The organism is Pseudomonas sp. B37(2017) (assembly GCF_002112885.1).
In the GTDB taxonomy this organism is placed as follows: domain Bacteria; phylum Pseudomonadota; class Gammaproteobacteria; order Pseudomonadales; family Pseudomonadaceae; genus Aquipseudomonas; species Aquipseudomonas paraglycinae.
Window position 1 is genome coordinate 1 of record NZ_NEIX01000006.1, and the last position, 14,740, is coordinate 14,740.

17 protein-coding genes are annotated in these 14,740 nt (G+C 62.6%); 13 read left to right on the forward strand and 4 right to left on the reverse strand.

Features of this window, described 5'->3' with window-relative positions; all coding sequences use genetic code 11:
* From CAF90_RS16260 to CAF90_RS16295, 8 genes are all read left to right on the forward strand, one after another.
* Positions 1-268, forward strand: a 268-nt coding sequence (locus CAF90_RS16260; protein WP_139834477.1) for a transposase, incomplete at its 5' end; no start/stop codon positions are given.
* A 190-nt stretch (positions 269-458) separates the two neighbouring features.
* Entirely contained in the window at positions 459-1,301 is an 843-nt protein-coding gene (gene fdhD, locus CAF90_RS16265) for a formate dehydrogenase accessory sulfurtransferase FdhD (protein WP_085607475.1), read from the forward strand.
* Entirely contained in the window at positions 1,298-1,783 is a 486-nt protein-coding gene (moaC, locus tag CAF90_RS16270; protein ID WP_007957031.1) for a cyclic pyranopterin monophosphate synthase MoaC, read from the forward strand. The genes fdhD and moaC overlap by 4 nt, the downstream gene beginning before the upstream one ends.
* Complete coding sequence (locus CAF90_RS16275; RefSeq protein WP_064595439.1) at positions 1,780-2,031, forward strand: MoaD/ThiS family protein; 252 nt, start codon at positions 1,780-1,782, stop codon at positions 2,029-2,031. The genes moaC and CAF90_RS16275 overlap by 4 nt, the downstream gene beginning before the upstream one ends.
* A gap of 3 nt (positions 2,032-2,034) precedes the next feature.
* A complete protein-coding gene (moaE, locus tag CAF90_RS16280) occupies positions 2,035-2,496 on the forward strand; it encodes a molybdopterin synthase catalytic subunit MoaE (RefSeq protein WP_085607477.1) in 462 nt (153 codons plus the stop codon).
* 71 nt (positions 2,497-2,567) lie between these two features.
* Positions 2,568-3,911, forward strand: coding sequence for a chromate efflux transporter (chrA, locus tag CAF90_RS16285; RefSeq protein ID WP_085607479.1), 1,344 nt, complete (start codon positions 2,568-2,570; stop codon positions 3,909-3,911).
* 424 nt (positions 3,912-4,335) lie between these two features.
* The gene (locus tag CAF90_RS16290; protein WP_085607481.1) at positions 4,336-5,700 is read left to right on the forward strand and encodes a glutamine synthetase family protein; all 1,365 of its coding nucleotides are present in this window, start codon (positions 4,336-4,338) and stop codon (positions 5,698-5,700) included.
* Positions 5,701-5,844: 144 nt separating this feature from the next.
* Complete coding sequence (locus tag CAF90_RS16295; protein ID WP_085607483.1) at positions 5,845-7,128, forward strand: FAD-binding oxidoreductase; 1,284 nt, start codon at positions 5,845-5,847, stop codon at positions 7,126-7,128.
* Positions 7,129-7,290: 162 nt separating this feature from the next.
* On the opposite strand, the gene CAF90_RS16300 is transcribed toward CAF90_RS16295, so the two are convergent.
* Positions 7,291-8,076 (reverse strand): DeoR/GlpR family DNA-binding transcription regulator, encoded by a 786-nt coding sequence (locus tag CAF90_RS16300; protein ID WP_085607485.1) that lies wholly within the window; start codon positions 8,074-8,076, stop codon positions 7,291-7,293.
* 269 nt (positions 8,077-8,345) lie between these two features.
* Positions 8,346-8,861 carry a transporter suffix domain-containing protein gene (locus tag CAF90_RS16305; protein WP_011333574.1) on the reverse strand — a complete coding sequence of 172 codons (516 nt, stop codon included), beginning with the start codon at positions 8,859-8,861 and terminating at the stop codon, positions 8,346-8,348.
* A gap of 129 nt (positions 8,862-8,990) precedes the next feature.
* Here CAF90_RS16305 and CAF90_RS16310 point away from each other — a divergent pair, with 129 nt between their 5' ends.
* Genes CAF90_RS16310 through CAF90_RS16320 form a run of 3 tightly spaced genes read left to right on the forward strand, consistent with a single transcriptional unit; the run spans position 8,991 to position 12,643 of the window.
* The gene (locus CAF90_RS16310) at positions 8,991-10,544 is read left to right on the forward strand and encodes an efflux transporter outer membrane subunit (protein ID WP_085607487.1); all 1,554 of its coding nucleotides are present in this window, start codon (positions 8,991-8,993) and stop codon (positions 10,542-10,544) included.
* Positions 10,537-11,634 carry an HlyD family secretion protein gene (locus CAF90_RS16315; protein ID WP_085607490.1) on the forward strand — a complete coding sequence of 366 codons (1,098 nt, stop codon included), beginning with the start codon at positions 10,537-10,539 and terminating at the stop codon, positions 11,632-11,634. The genes CAF90_RS16310 and CAF90_RS16315 overlap by 8 nt, the downstream gene beginning before the upstream one ends.
* Positions 11,624-12,643 (forward strand): DUF2955 domain-containing protein, encoded by a 1,020-nt coding sequence (locus CAF90_RS16320; protein WP_085607492.1) that lies wholly within the window; start codon positions 11,624-11,626, stop codon positions 12,641-12,643. Before CAF90_RS16315 ends, CAF90_RS16320 begins: the two co-directional genes overlap by 11 nt.
* On the opposite strand, the gene CAF90_RS16325 is transcribed toward CAF90_RS16320, so the two are convergent.
* The gene (locus tag CAF90_RS16325) at positions 12,633-13,073 is read right to left on the reverse strand and encodes a YMGG-like glycine zipper-containing protein (RefSeq protein ID WP_007957067.1); all 441 of its coding nucleotides are present in this window, start codon (positions 13,071-13,073) and stop codon (positions 12,633-12,635) included. The genes CAF90_RS16320 and CAF90_RS16325 overlap by 11 nt on opposite strands.
* A gap of 169 nt (positions 13,074-13,242) precedes the next feature.
* On the opposite strand from CAF90_RS16325, the gene CAF90_RS16330 reads away from it, so the two are divergent.
* Positions 13,243-13,485 carry a DUF4177 domain-containing protein gene (locus CAF90_RS16330; RefSeq protein ID WP_085607494.1) on the forward strand — a complete coding sequence of 81 codons (243 nt, stop codon included), beginning with the start codon at positions 13,243-13,245 and terminating at the stop codon, positions 13,483-13,485.
* Positions 13,485-13,688: a membrane protein insertion efficiency factor YidD gene (gene yidD, locus CAF90_RS16335; protein WP_084777083.1), complete on the forward strand. Its 204-nt coding sequence runs from the start codon at positions 13,485-13,487 to the stop codon at positions 13,686-13,688. The genes CAF90_RS16330 and yidD overlap by 1 nt, the downstream gene beginning before the upstream one ends.
* A gap of 18 nt (positions 13,689-13,706) precedes the next feature.
* Here the strand turns inward: yidD and CAF90_RS16340 are convergent, their stop codons facing one another.
* A complete protein-coding gene (locus CAF90_RS16340) occupies positions 13,707-14,726 on the reverse strand; it encodes an AbrB family transcriptional regulator (protein ID WP_085607496.1) in 1,020 nt (339 codons plus the stop codon).
* Positions 14,727-14,740: the final 14 nt, after the last annotated feature.

Consider the following 14,740-nt stretch of genomic DNA (forward strand, 5'->3'; position numbering starts at 1 on the left):
AAAGGACTCAGGCAAGAAACACAGTCCTCGCCACTTGAGCAAAAAAGGTGACGGGGAATTACGGCGTCTTGCACACAATGCAGCTATGGCAGCTTGTCGGTCCCCTGTTTGGAAACCGTTCTATGAATCCTATCTGGCAAGAGGTCTAGCCAGAACCCAGGCTTTGGTCATCCTCGCCCGTAAGCTTTGCCGGGTGGCATTCGCCCTTATGAAAAATCAGAGCGAATACCAACCCAATTTAAGGTTGCAGGGTTCCCCTGCAACATAGAATCTCCCACAGGTATCGAGTCGCGCCACAGATCTGTGAGCGCCACAAAACACTGTGGGAGCGAGCTTGCTCGCGAAGGGGCCGGAACGGTCATCGACCAAGCCAATCACTGCATCGGAACAAGCGATTGGACGCAATTTTCCCTGCCCCGTAGCCTGAACTCACTTCAGCGCTTCGGGGACTTTTCAAGATGCTGTGCCAAGTTGAACAACTCATCGAACCGGGCGACGCCAACGCCCCCGCGCCACAACCGGCGCAAGTGGCCTACCGCGAATACCTCGACGACGCGCCGGTGTCCCACGCGGCGCTGGCGGCCGAAATCGCTTTGGCCATCAGCTACAACGGACTGAATCAGGCCGTGATGATGGTCTCGCCAGGCAACATCGAGGACTTCATTCGCGGCTTCAGCCTGAGCAACGCCATCGTCGACCGCCTCGACGATATCCACGACATCCGCCTGACCCATTTCGACCAGGCCTGCCAGGCCGACGTACAGATTTCCAGCCGTGCGTTCTGGGCCCTGAAGGATCATCGCCGGCAAATGGCGGGCACCAGCGGCTGCGGCCTCTGCGGCGTGGAAGCCCTTGAGCAGGCGCTGCCGCAACTGGAGATCCTGACCCCGACACCGTTGCCACCCGCCGCGCACTTCGACGGTATCCGCCAGCGCATCGAACAGGCCCAGCAACTGGCCCGCAGCAGCGGCGCCCTGCACGCGGCGTTGTACTTCGACGCCGACGGCGAAGCGCTGCTGTGCCGCGAAGACATCGGCCGCCACAACGCCCTCGACAAACTGATCGGCGCTTTGCAATTCGAAGGCCTCGATGCGCGTCAGGGCTTCGTCGTGGTCACCAGCCGTTGCAGCCTCGAACTGATCCACAAAGCCGTGCGCGCCCGCCTCGGCACCCTCGTCAGCCTGTCCGCCCCCACCGCGCTGACCGTGCGCTGGGCGCTCAAACACCACTTGAACCTGATCCACGTCCCGCACCGCAACGCCCCGCGAATCTACAGCCCGATCCAGGAGCCCACCGCATGAGCAACACCCTCACCCACCTCGACGATCAGGGCCGCGCCAACATGGTCGACGTCAGCGAAAAAGCCGCGACCCGCCGTGAAGCCACCGCTCAGGCCTGGGTGCAGATGCGCCCGGAAACCCTGCAAATGATCCAGTCCAACGGCCACCCCAAGGGCGACGTGTTCGCCGTGGCGCGGATCGCCGGGATCCAGGCGGCCAAGCGCACCCACGAGTTGATTCCACTGTGTCATGCGCTGCTGCTCAGCTCGATCCACGTCGAGCTCAAGGCCTGCGAACCGGACCGCGTGCAGATCACCAGCACCTGCCGCCTCACCGGCCAGACCGGCGTCGAACTCGAAGCCCTGACCGCAGCCAGCGTCGCCGCACTGACCATCTACGACATGTGCAAAGCGGTGGACCGGGCGATGGTCATCGGCGACATCCGCCTGCTGAGCAAACAGGGCGGCCGCTCCGGCCACTTTCAATGGGAGAACCCGCAATGATTCTGATCAACTACTTCGCCAGCTACCGTGACCGGCTCAATCTGGGCGGTGAAAAGATTCCGGCCAGCGACACCCTTGCTTGTGTCGAGGACGTGCGGCAGATGCTGATGCAACGCGGCGATGTGTGGCGTGAAGTGCTTGGTGCCGGCAACCTGATGTGCGCGGTGAATCAGGAGCTGTGTCAGCCGGATCAGGTGATCGAGGATTTCGACGAGATCGCGTTTTTTCCACCGGTCACGGGGGGTTGAGGCATGGGCGTTCGAGTCCAGCGTAAAGGCTTCGATGCCGGTCAGTTGATTGCCGACCTGCATGCGCGCAATCCACGGGTCGGTGCAGTAGTGAATTTCATTGGTTATGTGCGGGATCTGAACGTCGGCCAAACCGTAAACGAACTGTTTCTGGAGCACTATCCGGGCATGACCGAGAAGGCTCTGGAGCAGATTGCCGAGCAGGCCCGCGAACGTTGGCCGCTGATGGCGGTGGAGATTGTGCATCGGGTCGGCGCGCTGTCGGTGACCGAGCCGATCGTGTTTGTTGGCGTGAGCAGCAAGCATCGGCATGCGGCGTTCGAGGCCTGCGCGTTCATCATGGACGTGCTGAAGACGCGTGCGCCGTTCTGGAAGCGGGAGACCACGCCTGAGGGTTCGCATTGGGTCGAGGCGCGGGAGAGTGATCAGGATGCGGCGGTTCGCTGGAGTCTGGCGCATGCCTGACCGGGTACTGTCGAATGCGACAAAAGCCTGATTAGATAGCAGCTCCCGCCGATTCGAACGTGGAGCCACACTTGAGCCAGACGCCAAAAGACTTGCCCCGTCCTCAATCCATCACCTTGCGCCAGGCCTGGCCGTTCTGGCTCAAACTCGGCTGCATCGGCTTCGGCGGCCCCGCCGGGCAGATCGCGATCATGCATCAGGAACTGGTGGAGCGTCGGCGCTGGATCTCCGAGCGACGCTTCCTGCATGCGCTCAACTACTGCATGTTGCTGCCCGGCCCGGAGGCCCAGCAACTGGCGACTTACATCGGCTGGCTGCTGCACCGAACCCGTGGCGGGGTGCTGGCCGGTGCACTGTTTGTGTTGCCTTCGCTGCTGATCCTGATCGCTTTGTCCTGGGTGTACATCGCGTTCGGCGACGTGCCAGCGGTGGCCGGGGTGTTTTACGGGATCAAACCGGCGGTGACCGCGATTGTGTTGCACGCGGCCCATCGCATCGGCTCGCGAGCGTTGAAGAACAGCTGGCTATGGGCAATTGCCGGGGCCGCGTTCGTGGCAATTTTCGCCTTCAACGTGCCGTTCCCGCTGATCGTACTCGGCGCGGCATTGATCGGCTATTTCGGCGGACGCTGGGCGCCGCAGCGGTTCAGCAACAGCGGTCATCGCGGCAGCGAAAAGTCCTTCGGCCCGGCCCTGATCGATGACGACACCCCGCCGCCCGAGCATGCGCGGTTCAGCCTCCCGAGGCTGCTGCGTCTGCTGCTGATCGGTGCGTTACTGTGGAGTCTGCCGATGGCGCTGCTGACGGCGCTGTTCGGCTGGGGCGGCACTTTTACGCAGATGGGCTGGTTCTTCACCAAAGCGGCGCTGCTCACCTTCGGCGGCGCTTACGCTGTGCTGCCTTACGTGTATCAAGGCGCGGTCGGGCAATACGGCTGGCTGACGCCGACGCAGATGATCGACGGCCTGGCCCTGGGCGAGACCACGCCGGGGCCGTTGATCATGGTGGTGGCGTTTGTCGGGTTTGTCGGCGCTTACGTGCAACCGACATTCGGACCGGAACACGCGTTCGCCGCCGGCGCGCTGGCCGCGACGCTGGTGACCTGGTTCACCTTCCTGCCTTCGTTCCTGTTCATCCTCGCCGGTGGACCGTTGGTGGAGTCGACGCACAACGAACTGAAATTCACCGCACCGCTGACGGCGATCACGGCAGCGGTGGTCGGGGTGATCCTCAATCTGGCGTGTTTCTTTGCTTACCACGTGTTCTGGCCCGACGGTTTTGCCGGTCAGCCCGATGCTTTCTCGATCCTGCTGGCGTTGGTGGCCGCCCTCGCCCTGTTCTTTTTCAAGCGCGGCGTGATCGAGGTGTTGATCGTTTGCGCCCTCGTCGGGCTGGGGTTTTACCTGCTGCGCTGAACCGGGGGGCACGCCACCGCTCGCGGAATCAGGCGTTTACTTATCCGGGGATTCCCCCTTACTATCCAGCCACACCGGCATGGCGGGACTCTCCCGCCGCCGACGTTTTCCGCCAACGGAAACACGCGTCATGAGCACGTCACTACAACAATCAGAATCGTTGAACGTCTCTGCACTGTGCGCCCTCCTTCACAGGGGCCGCGCATGAATCGCATCGTCAATCTCCCCATGGCCTTGAGCCGTTCCAAGCTGCGTCACTCCGCACGCCCGCCGGATATCTGCCTGCCCGTCTGATCGCGCCGTTAAAAACCGCGACAGCTCCCCCTCTTTTTTCGATATCCCTGCCAGGACGCCCGCGCCTTTTGCCGAGCTGCGTCCGGCCCGAATCTGCGCGCCTGTGCGGCGCCATCGTGAGTGATTGATTATGAAATTCGCAGCCATTGAAGACGCCCGTCATTTCCTCGAGCAGAACCCCGACATCGACATGATCGAGCTGTTCATCCTCGACGCCAACGGCGTGCCGCGCGGCAAGCTGTTGCACCGCGAAGAACTGCTCGCCGTGTACGAAAGCGGCCGCCCGCTGCCGAGCACCATTCTCGGCCTGACCGTGCACGGCGAGGACGTGGAAAACTCCGGTCTGGTCTGGGACGTCGGCGACATCGACTGCCGCGCCTACCCGCTGGAAGGCAGTCTGGTGCGCCTGCCGTGGCGGCAGATTCCGACCGCGGCGGTGCAGGTCAGCATGCATCCGGAACAAGGCATGCCGGCGAGCATCGCCGACCCGCGCCACCTGTTGATCAAGATCATCGACCGCTTGAAAGCCGAGGGTTACCACCCGGTGATGGCCTGCGAGCTGGAGTTCTATCTGCTCGACGCCAAACGCGATCACAACGGTCGCCCGCAACCGGCGCTGGATGCCGACGGCGGTCGACCGAGACACACCCAGGTCTACGGTTTGCGTGAGCTGGAGCAGATCGAACCGTTCCTCGCCGATCTTTATAGCGCCTGCAAACTGCACGGCATTCCGGCACGCACGGCGATCTCGGAATACGCACCGGGCCAGGTGGAAATCACCCTCGAACACGGCGATGCGCTGGAGGCGATGGACCAGGCCGTACGCTACAAACGGCTGGTCAAAGCCGTGGCGCACAAGCACGGGATGCAGGCGACGTTCATGGCCAAGCCGTTCGATCACCTGGCCGGCACCGGCATGCACATGCACGTCAGCCTCGCCGATACCGAAGGGCGCAATCTGTTTGCCTCCGAGGACCCGGCAGGCACCCCGCTGCTGCGCACGGCGATTGGCGGGATGCTCGCTTCCCTGCTCGATTCGCTGCTGTTGTTCTGCCCGAACGCCAACTCCTACCGGCGTTTCCAGGCCAATAGCTACGCGCCGCTGGCGCCGACCTGGGGCGTCGACAACCGCACCGTCAGCCTGCGCGTGCCCGGCGGCCCGGCCAACACCCGGCACATCGAACACCGCATCTGCGGCGCCGATGCCAACCCGTACCTGGCAGCGGCGGCGATCCTGGCGGGCATTCATCGCGGGATAAAAGACGACATCGATCCGGGCGAGCCGGTGGAAGGCAACGGCTATGCCCAAGCGAAAGAATTGCTGCCGACCGACTGGCTGACCTCGCTGACCGCGTTGGAAAATTCGGTGTGGGCGCGGGATGCGCTGGGACAGGAATTTCTTGGGGTGTATCTGGCGGTGAAACGCGCGGAATACCGGCAGTTCATGGCCGAAGTGGGCGAGCAGGACTGGCGCTGGTACCTCACAGAAGCCTGATAAATCACTCCGCCCCCTTGTGGGAGCGGGCTTGCCCGCGAAGGCGTCGTCACATTCAACACTTCAGGTGACTGACACATCGCTTTCGCGAGCAAGCCCGCTCCCACAGGGTCCGTGCACCGACTCCCGAATCTGGACACTGAAATGACTGAACGCAGCAATTCCTACTACACCGCTACCCTCAACCGCGACACCGATTACCCGACCCTGGAAGGTCGGCACAAGGTTGATGTGGTGATCATCGGCGGAGGTTTCACCGGCGTCGCCACAGCCGTCGAGCTGGCCGAAAAAGGCCTGAAAGTCGCCATCGTCGAAAGCCACAAGATCGGCTGGGGCGCCACCGGGCGCAATGGCGGTCAGGTCACCGGCAGCCTGTCCGGCGACGGTGCGATGCGCAAACAGATGCGCAACACCTTGGGCGATGAGGTCGACGATTTCATCTGGCACCTGCGCTGGCGCGGCCACGAAATCATCAAGCAGCGGGTCGAGAAATACGCCATCGATTGCGACCTCAAGCACGGCCATTTGCACGCCGCGTACAAGCCGAGCCACATGGCCGGTTTGCGCAGCGACTACGATGAAGCCGTGCGTCGCGGCATGGGTGATGAAGTCAGCCTGCTCGACCGCAGCCAGGTGCGCGACCTGTTGCAAAGCGAGCTCTATCACGGCGCAATCAAGAACACCCGCAACATGCACCTGCACCCGCTCAACCTGTGCATCGGCGAGGCGCGGGCGGCGGAAAGCCTCGGCGCGCTGATCTTCGAAAACAGTGAAGTGCTGGAGATCATTCACGGCGACAGCCCCGGCGTGCGCACGGCCCATGGCCGGATCGACGCCAATCAGGTGCTGCTGGCCGGCGACGTCTACCACAAGCTCGAACCGGGTCAACTCAAGGGCAAGATTTTCCCGGCCATGGGCGGCATCGTCACCACCGAACCGCTGGGGGATCTGGCAAAGCAGATCAACCCCGAAGACCTCGCCGTTTACGACTGCCGCTTCGTCCTCGATTACTACCGCCTCACCGCCGACGGCCGCCTGCTGTTCGGCGGCGGCGCCAACTACAGCGGCAAGGATTCACGGGACATCGCTGGCGAACTGCGGCCGTGCATCGAACAGACCTTCCCGGCGCTCAAAGGGGTGAAGATCGATTACCAGTGGAGCTGCGCGATGGGCATCGTCATCAACCGCATTCCGCAACTGGGCAAGCTCTCGGACAACGTCTGGTATTGCCAGGGCTACTCCGGCCACGGCATCGCCACGACCCACATCATGGGCGAGATCATGAGCCGGGCGATTACCGGGCAGATGCAGCAGTTCGACACGTTCGCCGCGTGCTCGCACATTCGCGTGCCGATGGGCGATCTGCTGGGGAATCCGATGCTAGCGGCCGGTATGTGGTACTACCAGATGCTGGAAAAACTGCGCTAATTAATCCCTCAGCCGCATGCCGGTTTATGCATTGGGGCGACTGGCCTCTTCGCGGGCAAGCCCGCTCCCACAGGTTTTGGGGTGTACCTGAGTTTTGAGTACGCCTCGGACACTGTGGGAGCGAGCTTGCTCGCGAAGAGGCCTTTAAATTCACCACAAAACTCAATCCTGCAGTTGTTCGACCTCAATCCCCAACCGCCGATAATCCTCGACACTCCCCGACGCCACATGCCGTTCGGTGATCAGCGTGTGCAAGCGCTCGCACGGCGCCACCACAAACGGTTCGACCGCGCCAAGCTTGTCCGCCGTGGTCACGGCTATCACCCGCGCCGCACAGTCCAGCAGCGCCTGCTTGACCGGCACTTCATCGAAATGCAGCGAGGTGATGCCCACCTCCGGATGAATCGCACAGACGCCGGTGATCGCCAGATCCGCCTTGATCCCCGACAGCAGCCGCAGTGCCTCATGACCACCGGCGGACATGGTTTTCGGGTTCAACTGCCCGCCCGCCAGAATCACCTTGATGCCCGGATATTCGGACAACGCAATCGCCGTCATCGGCGACGCCGTGACCGCCGTGAGGCTGATATCCCTGGGCAACGACCGCGCCACTTGCAACGTGGTCGAGCCGGAGTCGAACATCACCGTCTGCCCGTTCTGTACCTGCTGCGCCGCCAACTGCGCCAGACGAATCTTCACCTCGTCGATCTCGTCCAGCCGGGTGAAGTAATCCTTGCCGGTGTCCTTGGGCCTCGGCAGCGCGCCGCCGTGCACCCGCTGCACCAGTCCGGCGTTATCCAGCTCGGCGAGATCACGGCGGATGGTGTCTTCCGACACCGCAAAATGCTGGCTCAACTCGGACGCCATGACCTTGCCGTCACGTTCGAGGATCAGAAGGATTTTCTGCCGGCGCAGGGAAGGAAGCTCGGAAGCGGAATGATCGTGCATGGTTTTGCCTGTTTGTGCTTTTAATTGCAGGTTTGCGCGAGCTTAGCCAAGCAAACCTGCAAACACAACGCCGGTATCAATGGCTTCGATCATTGGAATCACGAAGCCGAATTTTTTCTTTTGACCCGCCCCCGGCAGAATGGCCCCACTTTCAAAAGGACCAGGATGAACACCCCATGAACCTCAATTTCGCTTTCGCCTGCATGGTCGTTGTGTCGTTTGCCATCGCGCTTGGGCATGCCTGATCGAAATCAATGCTCGATCGGCGATCACTCCGCCACCACCCGCGCCTTGCGCACGAACAGCGCATGCACCTTGTCCCAGAAATTGCCGCCCAGCACGAAAAAGCTGCCGACGAACATCAAGTCGCCCAGCGCCTGCATCTGCCAGAGGTTGGGCCGCACGCCCGGGAAGAAGTTGTCGAAATACGGTTCCAGGAAGGACGACAGCAGCGGCAGGCAGAACATCACCACGCCGATCTTGTGGCGCATCGGGCTGACTTCGGCCACCGGGGTCGGAATCACGCCGGAAATATAGTGGCCGATCGTGCGCTTGAGTTCGGCGAACCCGGCCTTGCCCATCACCGCGATCACCAGCAGCAACAGCACTTTATTGCTGATGAACAACACCCCGGTGAGCGCCGCGACTTTCGAGCCCGGCACATCGAGGGCGGCGGCAATCGGCACCATCAGCCACGAACCGAGCATCAGGCAGATGATTGCCACGCCGACCTTGAAACGCCAGCTGGCGCTGGTGGGGGCAAGCGGTTCTTGAGCAGTGTCCATGGCTTCCTACCTTTTCGTCGGGGGCGGTTCAGGGGAGTTCGCCTGAAAAAGCGTAGCAGCTGATTGCTTCGATCAACCCGCAATCTGCGGTCTATGCTCCAGTGACATTTCCCGCTGGGGCCTCCCGGTATGCCTGCAACGCCAGCCCTGCTGATCCGTCCCGGCCACCTGCTGCTGCTCGGTGTGCTGAGCCTTGGCGGCTGCCTGCGGCTGGGCCCGGATTTCCAGCCGCCGGCGGAGGACTGGAGCAAGCAATGGCAAAGTCCGGCACTGGAGCAGGCCAGCGAACGCGGCACGCTGCCGGACCTGCGCCAGTGGTGGCAGGTATTTTCCGATCCGGTGCTCGACCGCTTGATCAGCGACGCCGAAGCCCGCAACAGCAGCCTGAAGATCGCCGGCCTGCGGGTGCTCGAAGCCCGCGCGCAACTGGGCATCGCCGACAGCGGTCGCTACCCGCAACTGCAACAGGCCAGCGCCGACAGCCTGTACATCGACCGCCATCAGTCCGGCGGCAGCAATCCGCAGGACTTGCACTTCTGGCAGCACAGCGCTGCGTTCGATGTCGGCTGGGAGCTGGATTTCTGGGGCCGTTTCAGCCGCGCCATCGAATCCGCCGACGCCAGCTACTTCGCCGCCCAGGCCAACTACGAAGACGCCCTCGTGCTGCTGCGCGCTCAAGTGGCCGACACCTACTTTGCCCTGCGCACCACCGAAGCCCGGCTGCGAGTCGCACGGGAAAACGCCGCCCAGCAAAAACGCAATTTCGAGATCACCGAAAAACTCTTTCGCAGCGGCCAGACCGCCGAACTCGACCTGCAACAGGCCAGAACCCAGTACCTCGGCACCCTGAGCAGCATTCCGGCGTTCGAAGACCAATTGCTGCGCACCCGCAATGCGCTGGCGGTGCTGGTCGGCCAGCCACCCGGTGGTGCGGCGTTTCTGGCCGAACAACCGGGGCTGATTCCACTGGTGGATCGCGCCGTGTTGCAGGACGTCCCGGCCAACCTGCTGCTGCGCCGTCCCGATGTGCGCGCGGCGGAGCTGAACGTGGCCGCGCAATCGGCGCTGGTCGGCGTGGCCGAAACCGATCTGTACCCCTCGCTGACCTTGCTCGGCAGCATCGTCTGGTCCAGCGACACCCTCGGCGCCACCCCGCGCAGCCTCGACCTGATCGGCGGCCCGAGCCTGCGCTGGAACCTGTTCGACTACGGCCGCATTCACAACAACATTCGCGTGCAGGATGCGCGCTTGCAGCAACTGATCGAAGCCTATCGCGACAAGGTCCGCCAGGCTGCCCGCGAGGCCGACGATGCCGCCAGCGGCCTGACCAAAGCGCTGGAACGCGAACGCATTCTCGGCGAGGCCGAAGGTGCAGCGCGGCGTTCGCTGGTGCTGGCCAACACTCAATATCGCGAAGGCTATTCGGATTTTCAGCGGGTGCTCGACGCCCAGCGTGCGTTGCTGGAGCTACAGGACAACTATCTGGTCAGCCGCAGCAACGCCGTGAGCAACCTGATCGCGCTTTACCGCGCCGTGGGCGGCGGCTGGCAAAGCGCCGGGCCGCAGATTGATTCAGCGACCCGGCAACAGATGCAGCAGCGCACCGATTGGGGCGATCTGCTGAGCGCCCCGCCGCCCCAACCGACTTATCCGATTCCCTCGCAGGTAGACCGCCATGAGTGATGAAGCGCCGCCGGATCCGGCGAAAAAAGGCATCCGCTGGGTGCTGCTGGTGATTGTGCTGAGCCTGGTCTGGTATCTGCTGGCCGACCGCTTTACGCCGTATACCCAGCAGGCGCGGGTCGGCGCATTCGTGATCCCGGTGGCGGCAGAGGTCGCGGGCCGGGTGATCAAGGTCAACGTGCGCAACAATCAGGATGTGCAGGCCGGCGACATCCTCTTCGAGCTCGATCCGCAGCCGCTGCAGATCGCCGTCGACCGGGCCCGCGCCGATCTGGAAAACACCCGGCGCACGGTCGGCGCCAGCACCGCCGGCATCGCTTCGGCCCAGGCGTCGTTGCGGGCCGCGCAAGCCAATGAACTCAAGGCGCGCCAGGACAATCGACGGCTGGAAGGTTTATATAAAGAAGATCCGGGCACGGTGTCCGTACGGCTTCTGGAAGTCTCCCGGGCCAACCACGAAGCGGCGGTCAGCAAGGTCGCCGCCGCCAAGGCCGAAGTGCTGCGCGCGCAGGAGCAGGAAGGCGGCAACACCGACACCAACGCCAAACTGCTCAGCGCCGCCGCCACGCTGGCCAAGGCCGAACTGGATCTGGCCAACACCCGCATCGGCGCGCGTTCGGCGGGCCTGATCACCGACCTGCGCACCGACGTCGGCCAGTTCGCCGCTGTCGGCAGTCCGGTGATGACACTGATCACGATCCAGGATGTGTGGGTCAGCGCCGACCTCACCGAAAACAACCTCGGCCGGATCAAGCCCGGCACGCCGGTGTCGATCATCCTCGACGCCCTGCCCGGCGAAGTGCTCGACGGCCGGGTGCGCAGCGTCGGGTATGGCGTCAGCGTCGGCCAGACGTCGCCGCCCGGCACCCTGCCGACGATCCAGAACAGCCGCGACTGGCTGCGTCCGGCCCAGCGTTTTCCGGTGATCATCGAGTTCAGCGAAGAGGCGAAGAAACGTCTGTTCGAGAGCCGTTCGATTCGCGCCGGTGGGCAGGCGGAAGTCATGGCGTTTCCCAGTGAGGGCAATCTGCTCAATCCGTTGGGCCGGGTGTTTGTCTGGCTGATGAGTTGGCTGTCGTATGCCTATTGAGCGCAGTGTCCCGGCGCAACGGGCCTTGCGCCTGGCCTGCGGCACGGCGTTGTGCACCGCCGCCAGTTACGGCCTCGCCTTGCCGCTGTCGTTTTTGTCGCCGGTGCTCGCAGTGTTGCTGCTGGCCAGCATGCCTCGACCGTTGCCAGTCAAAATGGCGCTGGTACTGACGTTGGTCGCCGCATTCACCACCAGCATCGGCCTGCTGCTGGTGCCGTTGCTGCGTTATTACCCGGTGTGCGGCGTGCTGCTGATCGGTGTCGGACTGTTTCTGGTGTTCACCTACGGCTTGCGCGGCGGCAACGTGCTGATCATGACGTTTCTGGTGATCGGCATGACCATGATTTCCGCCGCAGGCTTCGCCTCATTCGAGCTGGCGATGGCGGTGATCGGCGCGCTGGTCAAAGGCCTGTTGCTGGCCGTCGTCATGGTCGGCCTGAGCCACGTCCTGTTCCCGGAATCGGCCAACAGCCCCGCGCCACCACCCGCTCCCGCCCTGCCCGCCGAAGACGTGCCCCGCGTAGCGATGCGCGCAACATTGATCGTGTTGCCGACCTTCCTGCTGGTGCTGATCGACCCGGTCAGCTACCTGCCGATCATCCTCAAAGCCGTCAGCCTCGGCCAGCAAAGCACCACCACCCGCACCCATCACGCCGGACGCGAACTGCTCGGCTCGACCTTATTGGGCGGACTGCTGGCGGTGCTGTTCTGGTGTGCGTTGAGTCTGTTCGTGCACCTGTGGATGTTCTTTCTGTGGATGCTGCTGTTCGGGCTGTTTGTAGCGCGCAAACTCTATCGGCTGCACCCGACGCAACTGACGCCGGGGTTCTGGCTCAACACCCTGATCACCATGATCATCCTGCTCGGCCAGTCCGTTGAGGACAGCGCGGCGGGCAAGGACGTCTACACCGCGTTCGCGGTGCGCATGGGCTTGTTCATACTGGTGACGCTCTACAGCGGCGTGATGATGCACCTGCTCGTCGCGCACCGGGAAAACCTCAGGGCGTGACCTGATAACCCCGCCCTTGCAGGCAACCGGTGTAGGCGCTTGAACTGGCTGAAGCATCGGTCCGCCGCTGCTCGCGCCGATCCTGCCGCTGCCGCGCACCGCCGACTACCGCACCGGCGGCAGCGGTCTCTTTGGCTCGGTTCTGGCGATAATCCTGCTTGCGATCATCGTCCACAGCTTCGTAGAACTCGTCGTGCTGACGACCGCGCACTTCCGCGGCGGTGGCGCCGGCAGCGGCACCCACGGCAGCGCCCTTCAACCGACCGCCGGCCTGGGGTGTCGACGTGGTTGAAGTGGACGCGATGGAATGGCAGTCGTTGATGTCGATCTGGGTTTGCTGGGAAGTCTGGCCCTTGAGCGGGACGACGGATTCAGCGCTGGCCTGTGTGGCGCACAGGCACGCTGCGATGAACAGTGAATGGCGGAACATGATGACCTCCGACGCGGCGGGGTTGCCTGTGGGGCGGGGTAATCTGGGAGTGTAGTTCACGACCGATCCAGCAACGCCCAGCGAATGATGGCCAAGAGATATCAAATTAAGTATAAACGTTCGGTTCTGTCATTCATTCGGAATGCAGCGCTGGAAAGGATGAGCAAGGATGTACGTATATAAAATGGTTCAAGTCCCGCCAAACATTGAAGTTCGTGCCAAAGAGCACCGTGGGAATGAAGCCGCAGTCTATCTTCAGAACGTAGTGAACTCCCACGCAGAAGACGGTTGGGAGTTCTACCGAATCGATACCATTGGGGTTTCTGTCAAACCAGGGTGCTTCGATGCGCTGCTCGGTAAGAAAAACGTGCTGACCGAGTATTACGTCATTTCCCTACGCAAGCCTGCATGATGGTCCCCATCGCCATATTGGCAATCCGTTGCTATCAGAAAATGGCGCCTGAAAGGCTGAGATCGGCATGTAGATTCGAACCTAGCTGTTCGAACTACTCGATTTTGGCCTTTCAGAAATATGGCTTTTTCAAAGGGGTCGATCTAACCGCCCGGCGAATTTGCAGATGCCGTTATCCAAACGGTGGCACTGATTATCCATAAAAGTCAGTACCACCTGGATCACGCCCCTTCCCGCACCCGCCGTACCTGCACCAGCAACGCCGGCGCAAAGTGCAGCACCACCATTCGCGCCAGATGGTGAGTCAGGATAAACACCACATTCAGCCCGCCGGCGAACGCGACAATGGCGATGGTTTCGATGGCCCCCGGCATGTACGCCAGCCACAGCGACAACGCATCGCTGCCCAGCAACCGTGCCGCCGCCAATGCAAAAACCGCCGCGACCAGAATCATCAAACCGACCGATACCAACGCCGTGCGGCCATGACGTCCCAGTTCCGCGAGGCCAAGTCCCTGGAATCGCGAACCGATCCGCACACCGAGAATCAGCGCCGCCAGATTCAAACTCCAGTCCGGCATGTGAAAGCCCTGCAGCCACCCTGATTTTACAAACACGGCGGTGATGATGATTGCCGTCAACATGAACGGCGCCGGCACGCCAACAACCGGCAGCAAACGCCCGACCACCACGCTCAAACCGATCACCGACAGCACGGTCAACGCCATGCCCGTCGACAGCGGCTCGACCTCGGCCACCGCAACCGGCGCCGTTCCGGGAATCAGCAAACTCACCAGCACCGTGATCAGCAGCAGCCGCATCAAGTGCACGATGATCACCTTGCTTGAAGCCTGATGTGATTCCAGCAAATCGAACACCGCCGCCAGCGCGCCCGGATACACCGCCAGCAAGGCATCCGTGCGATTCCATCCCGCCCCGCGCGACAGCCACCAAGCAGCCAGCGCGACCTGCACTGCCAGGCACAGCAACAACACGCCAAGGCTCGGCAACATTGTCGAGACCGTCGCGCTGTCCCACGCTTCGAACATCAACCCGGTGGCGATGCCCAGCGTAACCTGGATGTAGCCCAGGCCATAGGGCGTCGCTGGCGCGAATTTGAATTTGGTGACGACCAGTGCCGTCACAAGAATCGAGCCCAACAGCAACCCGTGGGGCACACCTTCGAACTGCAACAGCGCGCCGAATCCGGCAGCAATCAACAAACACAGAATGGATTTCATGGTCGCCTTCCTGG

Bases quoted from the DNA above. Each gene is read 5' to 3' on its own strand.
- fdhD (WP_085607475.1), top strand. From the start codon at position 459: ATGCTGTGCCAAGTTGAACAACTCATCGAACCGGGCGACGCCAACGCC.
- moaC (WP_007957031.1), top strand. From the start codon at position 1,298: ATGAGCAACACCCTCACCCACCTCGACGATCAGGGCCGCGCCAACATG.
- CAF90_RS16275 (WP_064595439.1), top strand. From the start codon at position 1,780: ATGATTCTGATCAACTACTTCGCCAGCTACCGTGACCGGCTCAATCTG.
- moaE (WP_085607477.1), top strand. From the start codon at position 2,035: ATGGGCGTTCGAGTCCAGCGTAAAGGCTTCGATGCCGGTCAGTTGATT.
- CAF90_RS16290 (WP_085607481.1), top strand. From the start codon at position 4,336: ATGAAATTCGCAGCCATTGAAGACGCCCGTCATTTCCTCGAGCAGAAC.
- CAF90_RS16295 (WP_085607483.1), top strand. From the start codon at position 5,845: ATGACTGAACGCAGCAATTCCTACTACACCGCTACCCTCAACCGCGAC.
- CAF90_RS16300 (WP_085607485.1), bottom strand. From the start codon at position 8,076: ATGCACGATCATTCCGCTTCCGAGCTTCCTTCCCTGCGCCGGCAGAAA.
- CAF90_RS16305 (WP_011333574.1), bottom strand. From the start codon at position 8,861: ATGGACACTGCTCAAGAACCGCTTGCCCCCACCAGCGCCAGCTGGCGT.
- CAF90_RS16310 (WP_085607487.1), top strand. From the start codon at position 8,991: ATGCCTGCAACGCCAGCCCTGCTGATCCGTCCCGGCCACCTGCTGCTG.
- CAF90_RS16315 (WP_085607490.1), top strand. From the start codon at position 10,537: ATGAGTGATGAAGCGCCGCCGGATCCGGCGAAAAAAGGCATCCGCTGG.
- CAF90_RS16320 (WP_085607492.1), top strand. From the start codon at position 11,624: ATGCCTATTGAGCGCAGTGTCCCGGCGCAACGGGCCTTGCGCCTGGCC.
- CAF90_RS16325 (WP_007957067.1), bottom strand. From the start codon at position 13,073: ATGTTCCGCCATTCACTGTTCATCGCAGCGTGCCTGTGCGCCACACAG.
- CAF90_RS16330 (WP_085607494.1), top strand. From the start codon at position 13,243: ATGTACGTATATAAAATGGTTCAAGTCCCGCCAAACATTGAAGTTCGT.
- yidD (WP_084777083.1), top strand. From the start codon at position 13,485: ATGGTCCCCATCGCCATATTGGCAATCCGTTGCTATCAGAAAATGGCG.
- CAF90_RS16340 (WP_085607496.1), bottom strand. From the start codon at position 14,726: ATGAAATCCATTCTGTGTTTGTTGATTGCTGCCGGATTCGGCGCGCTG.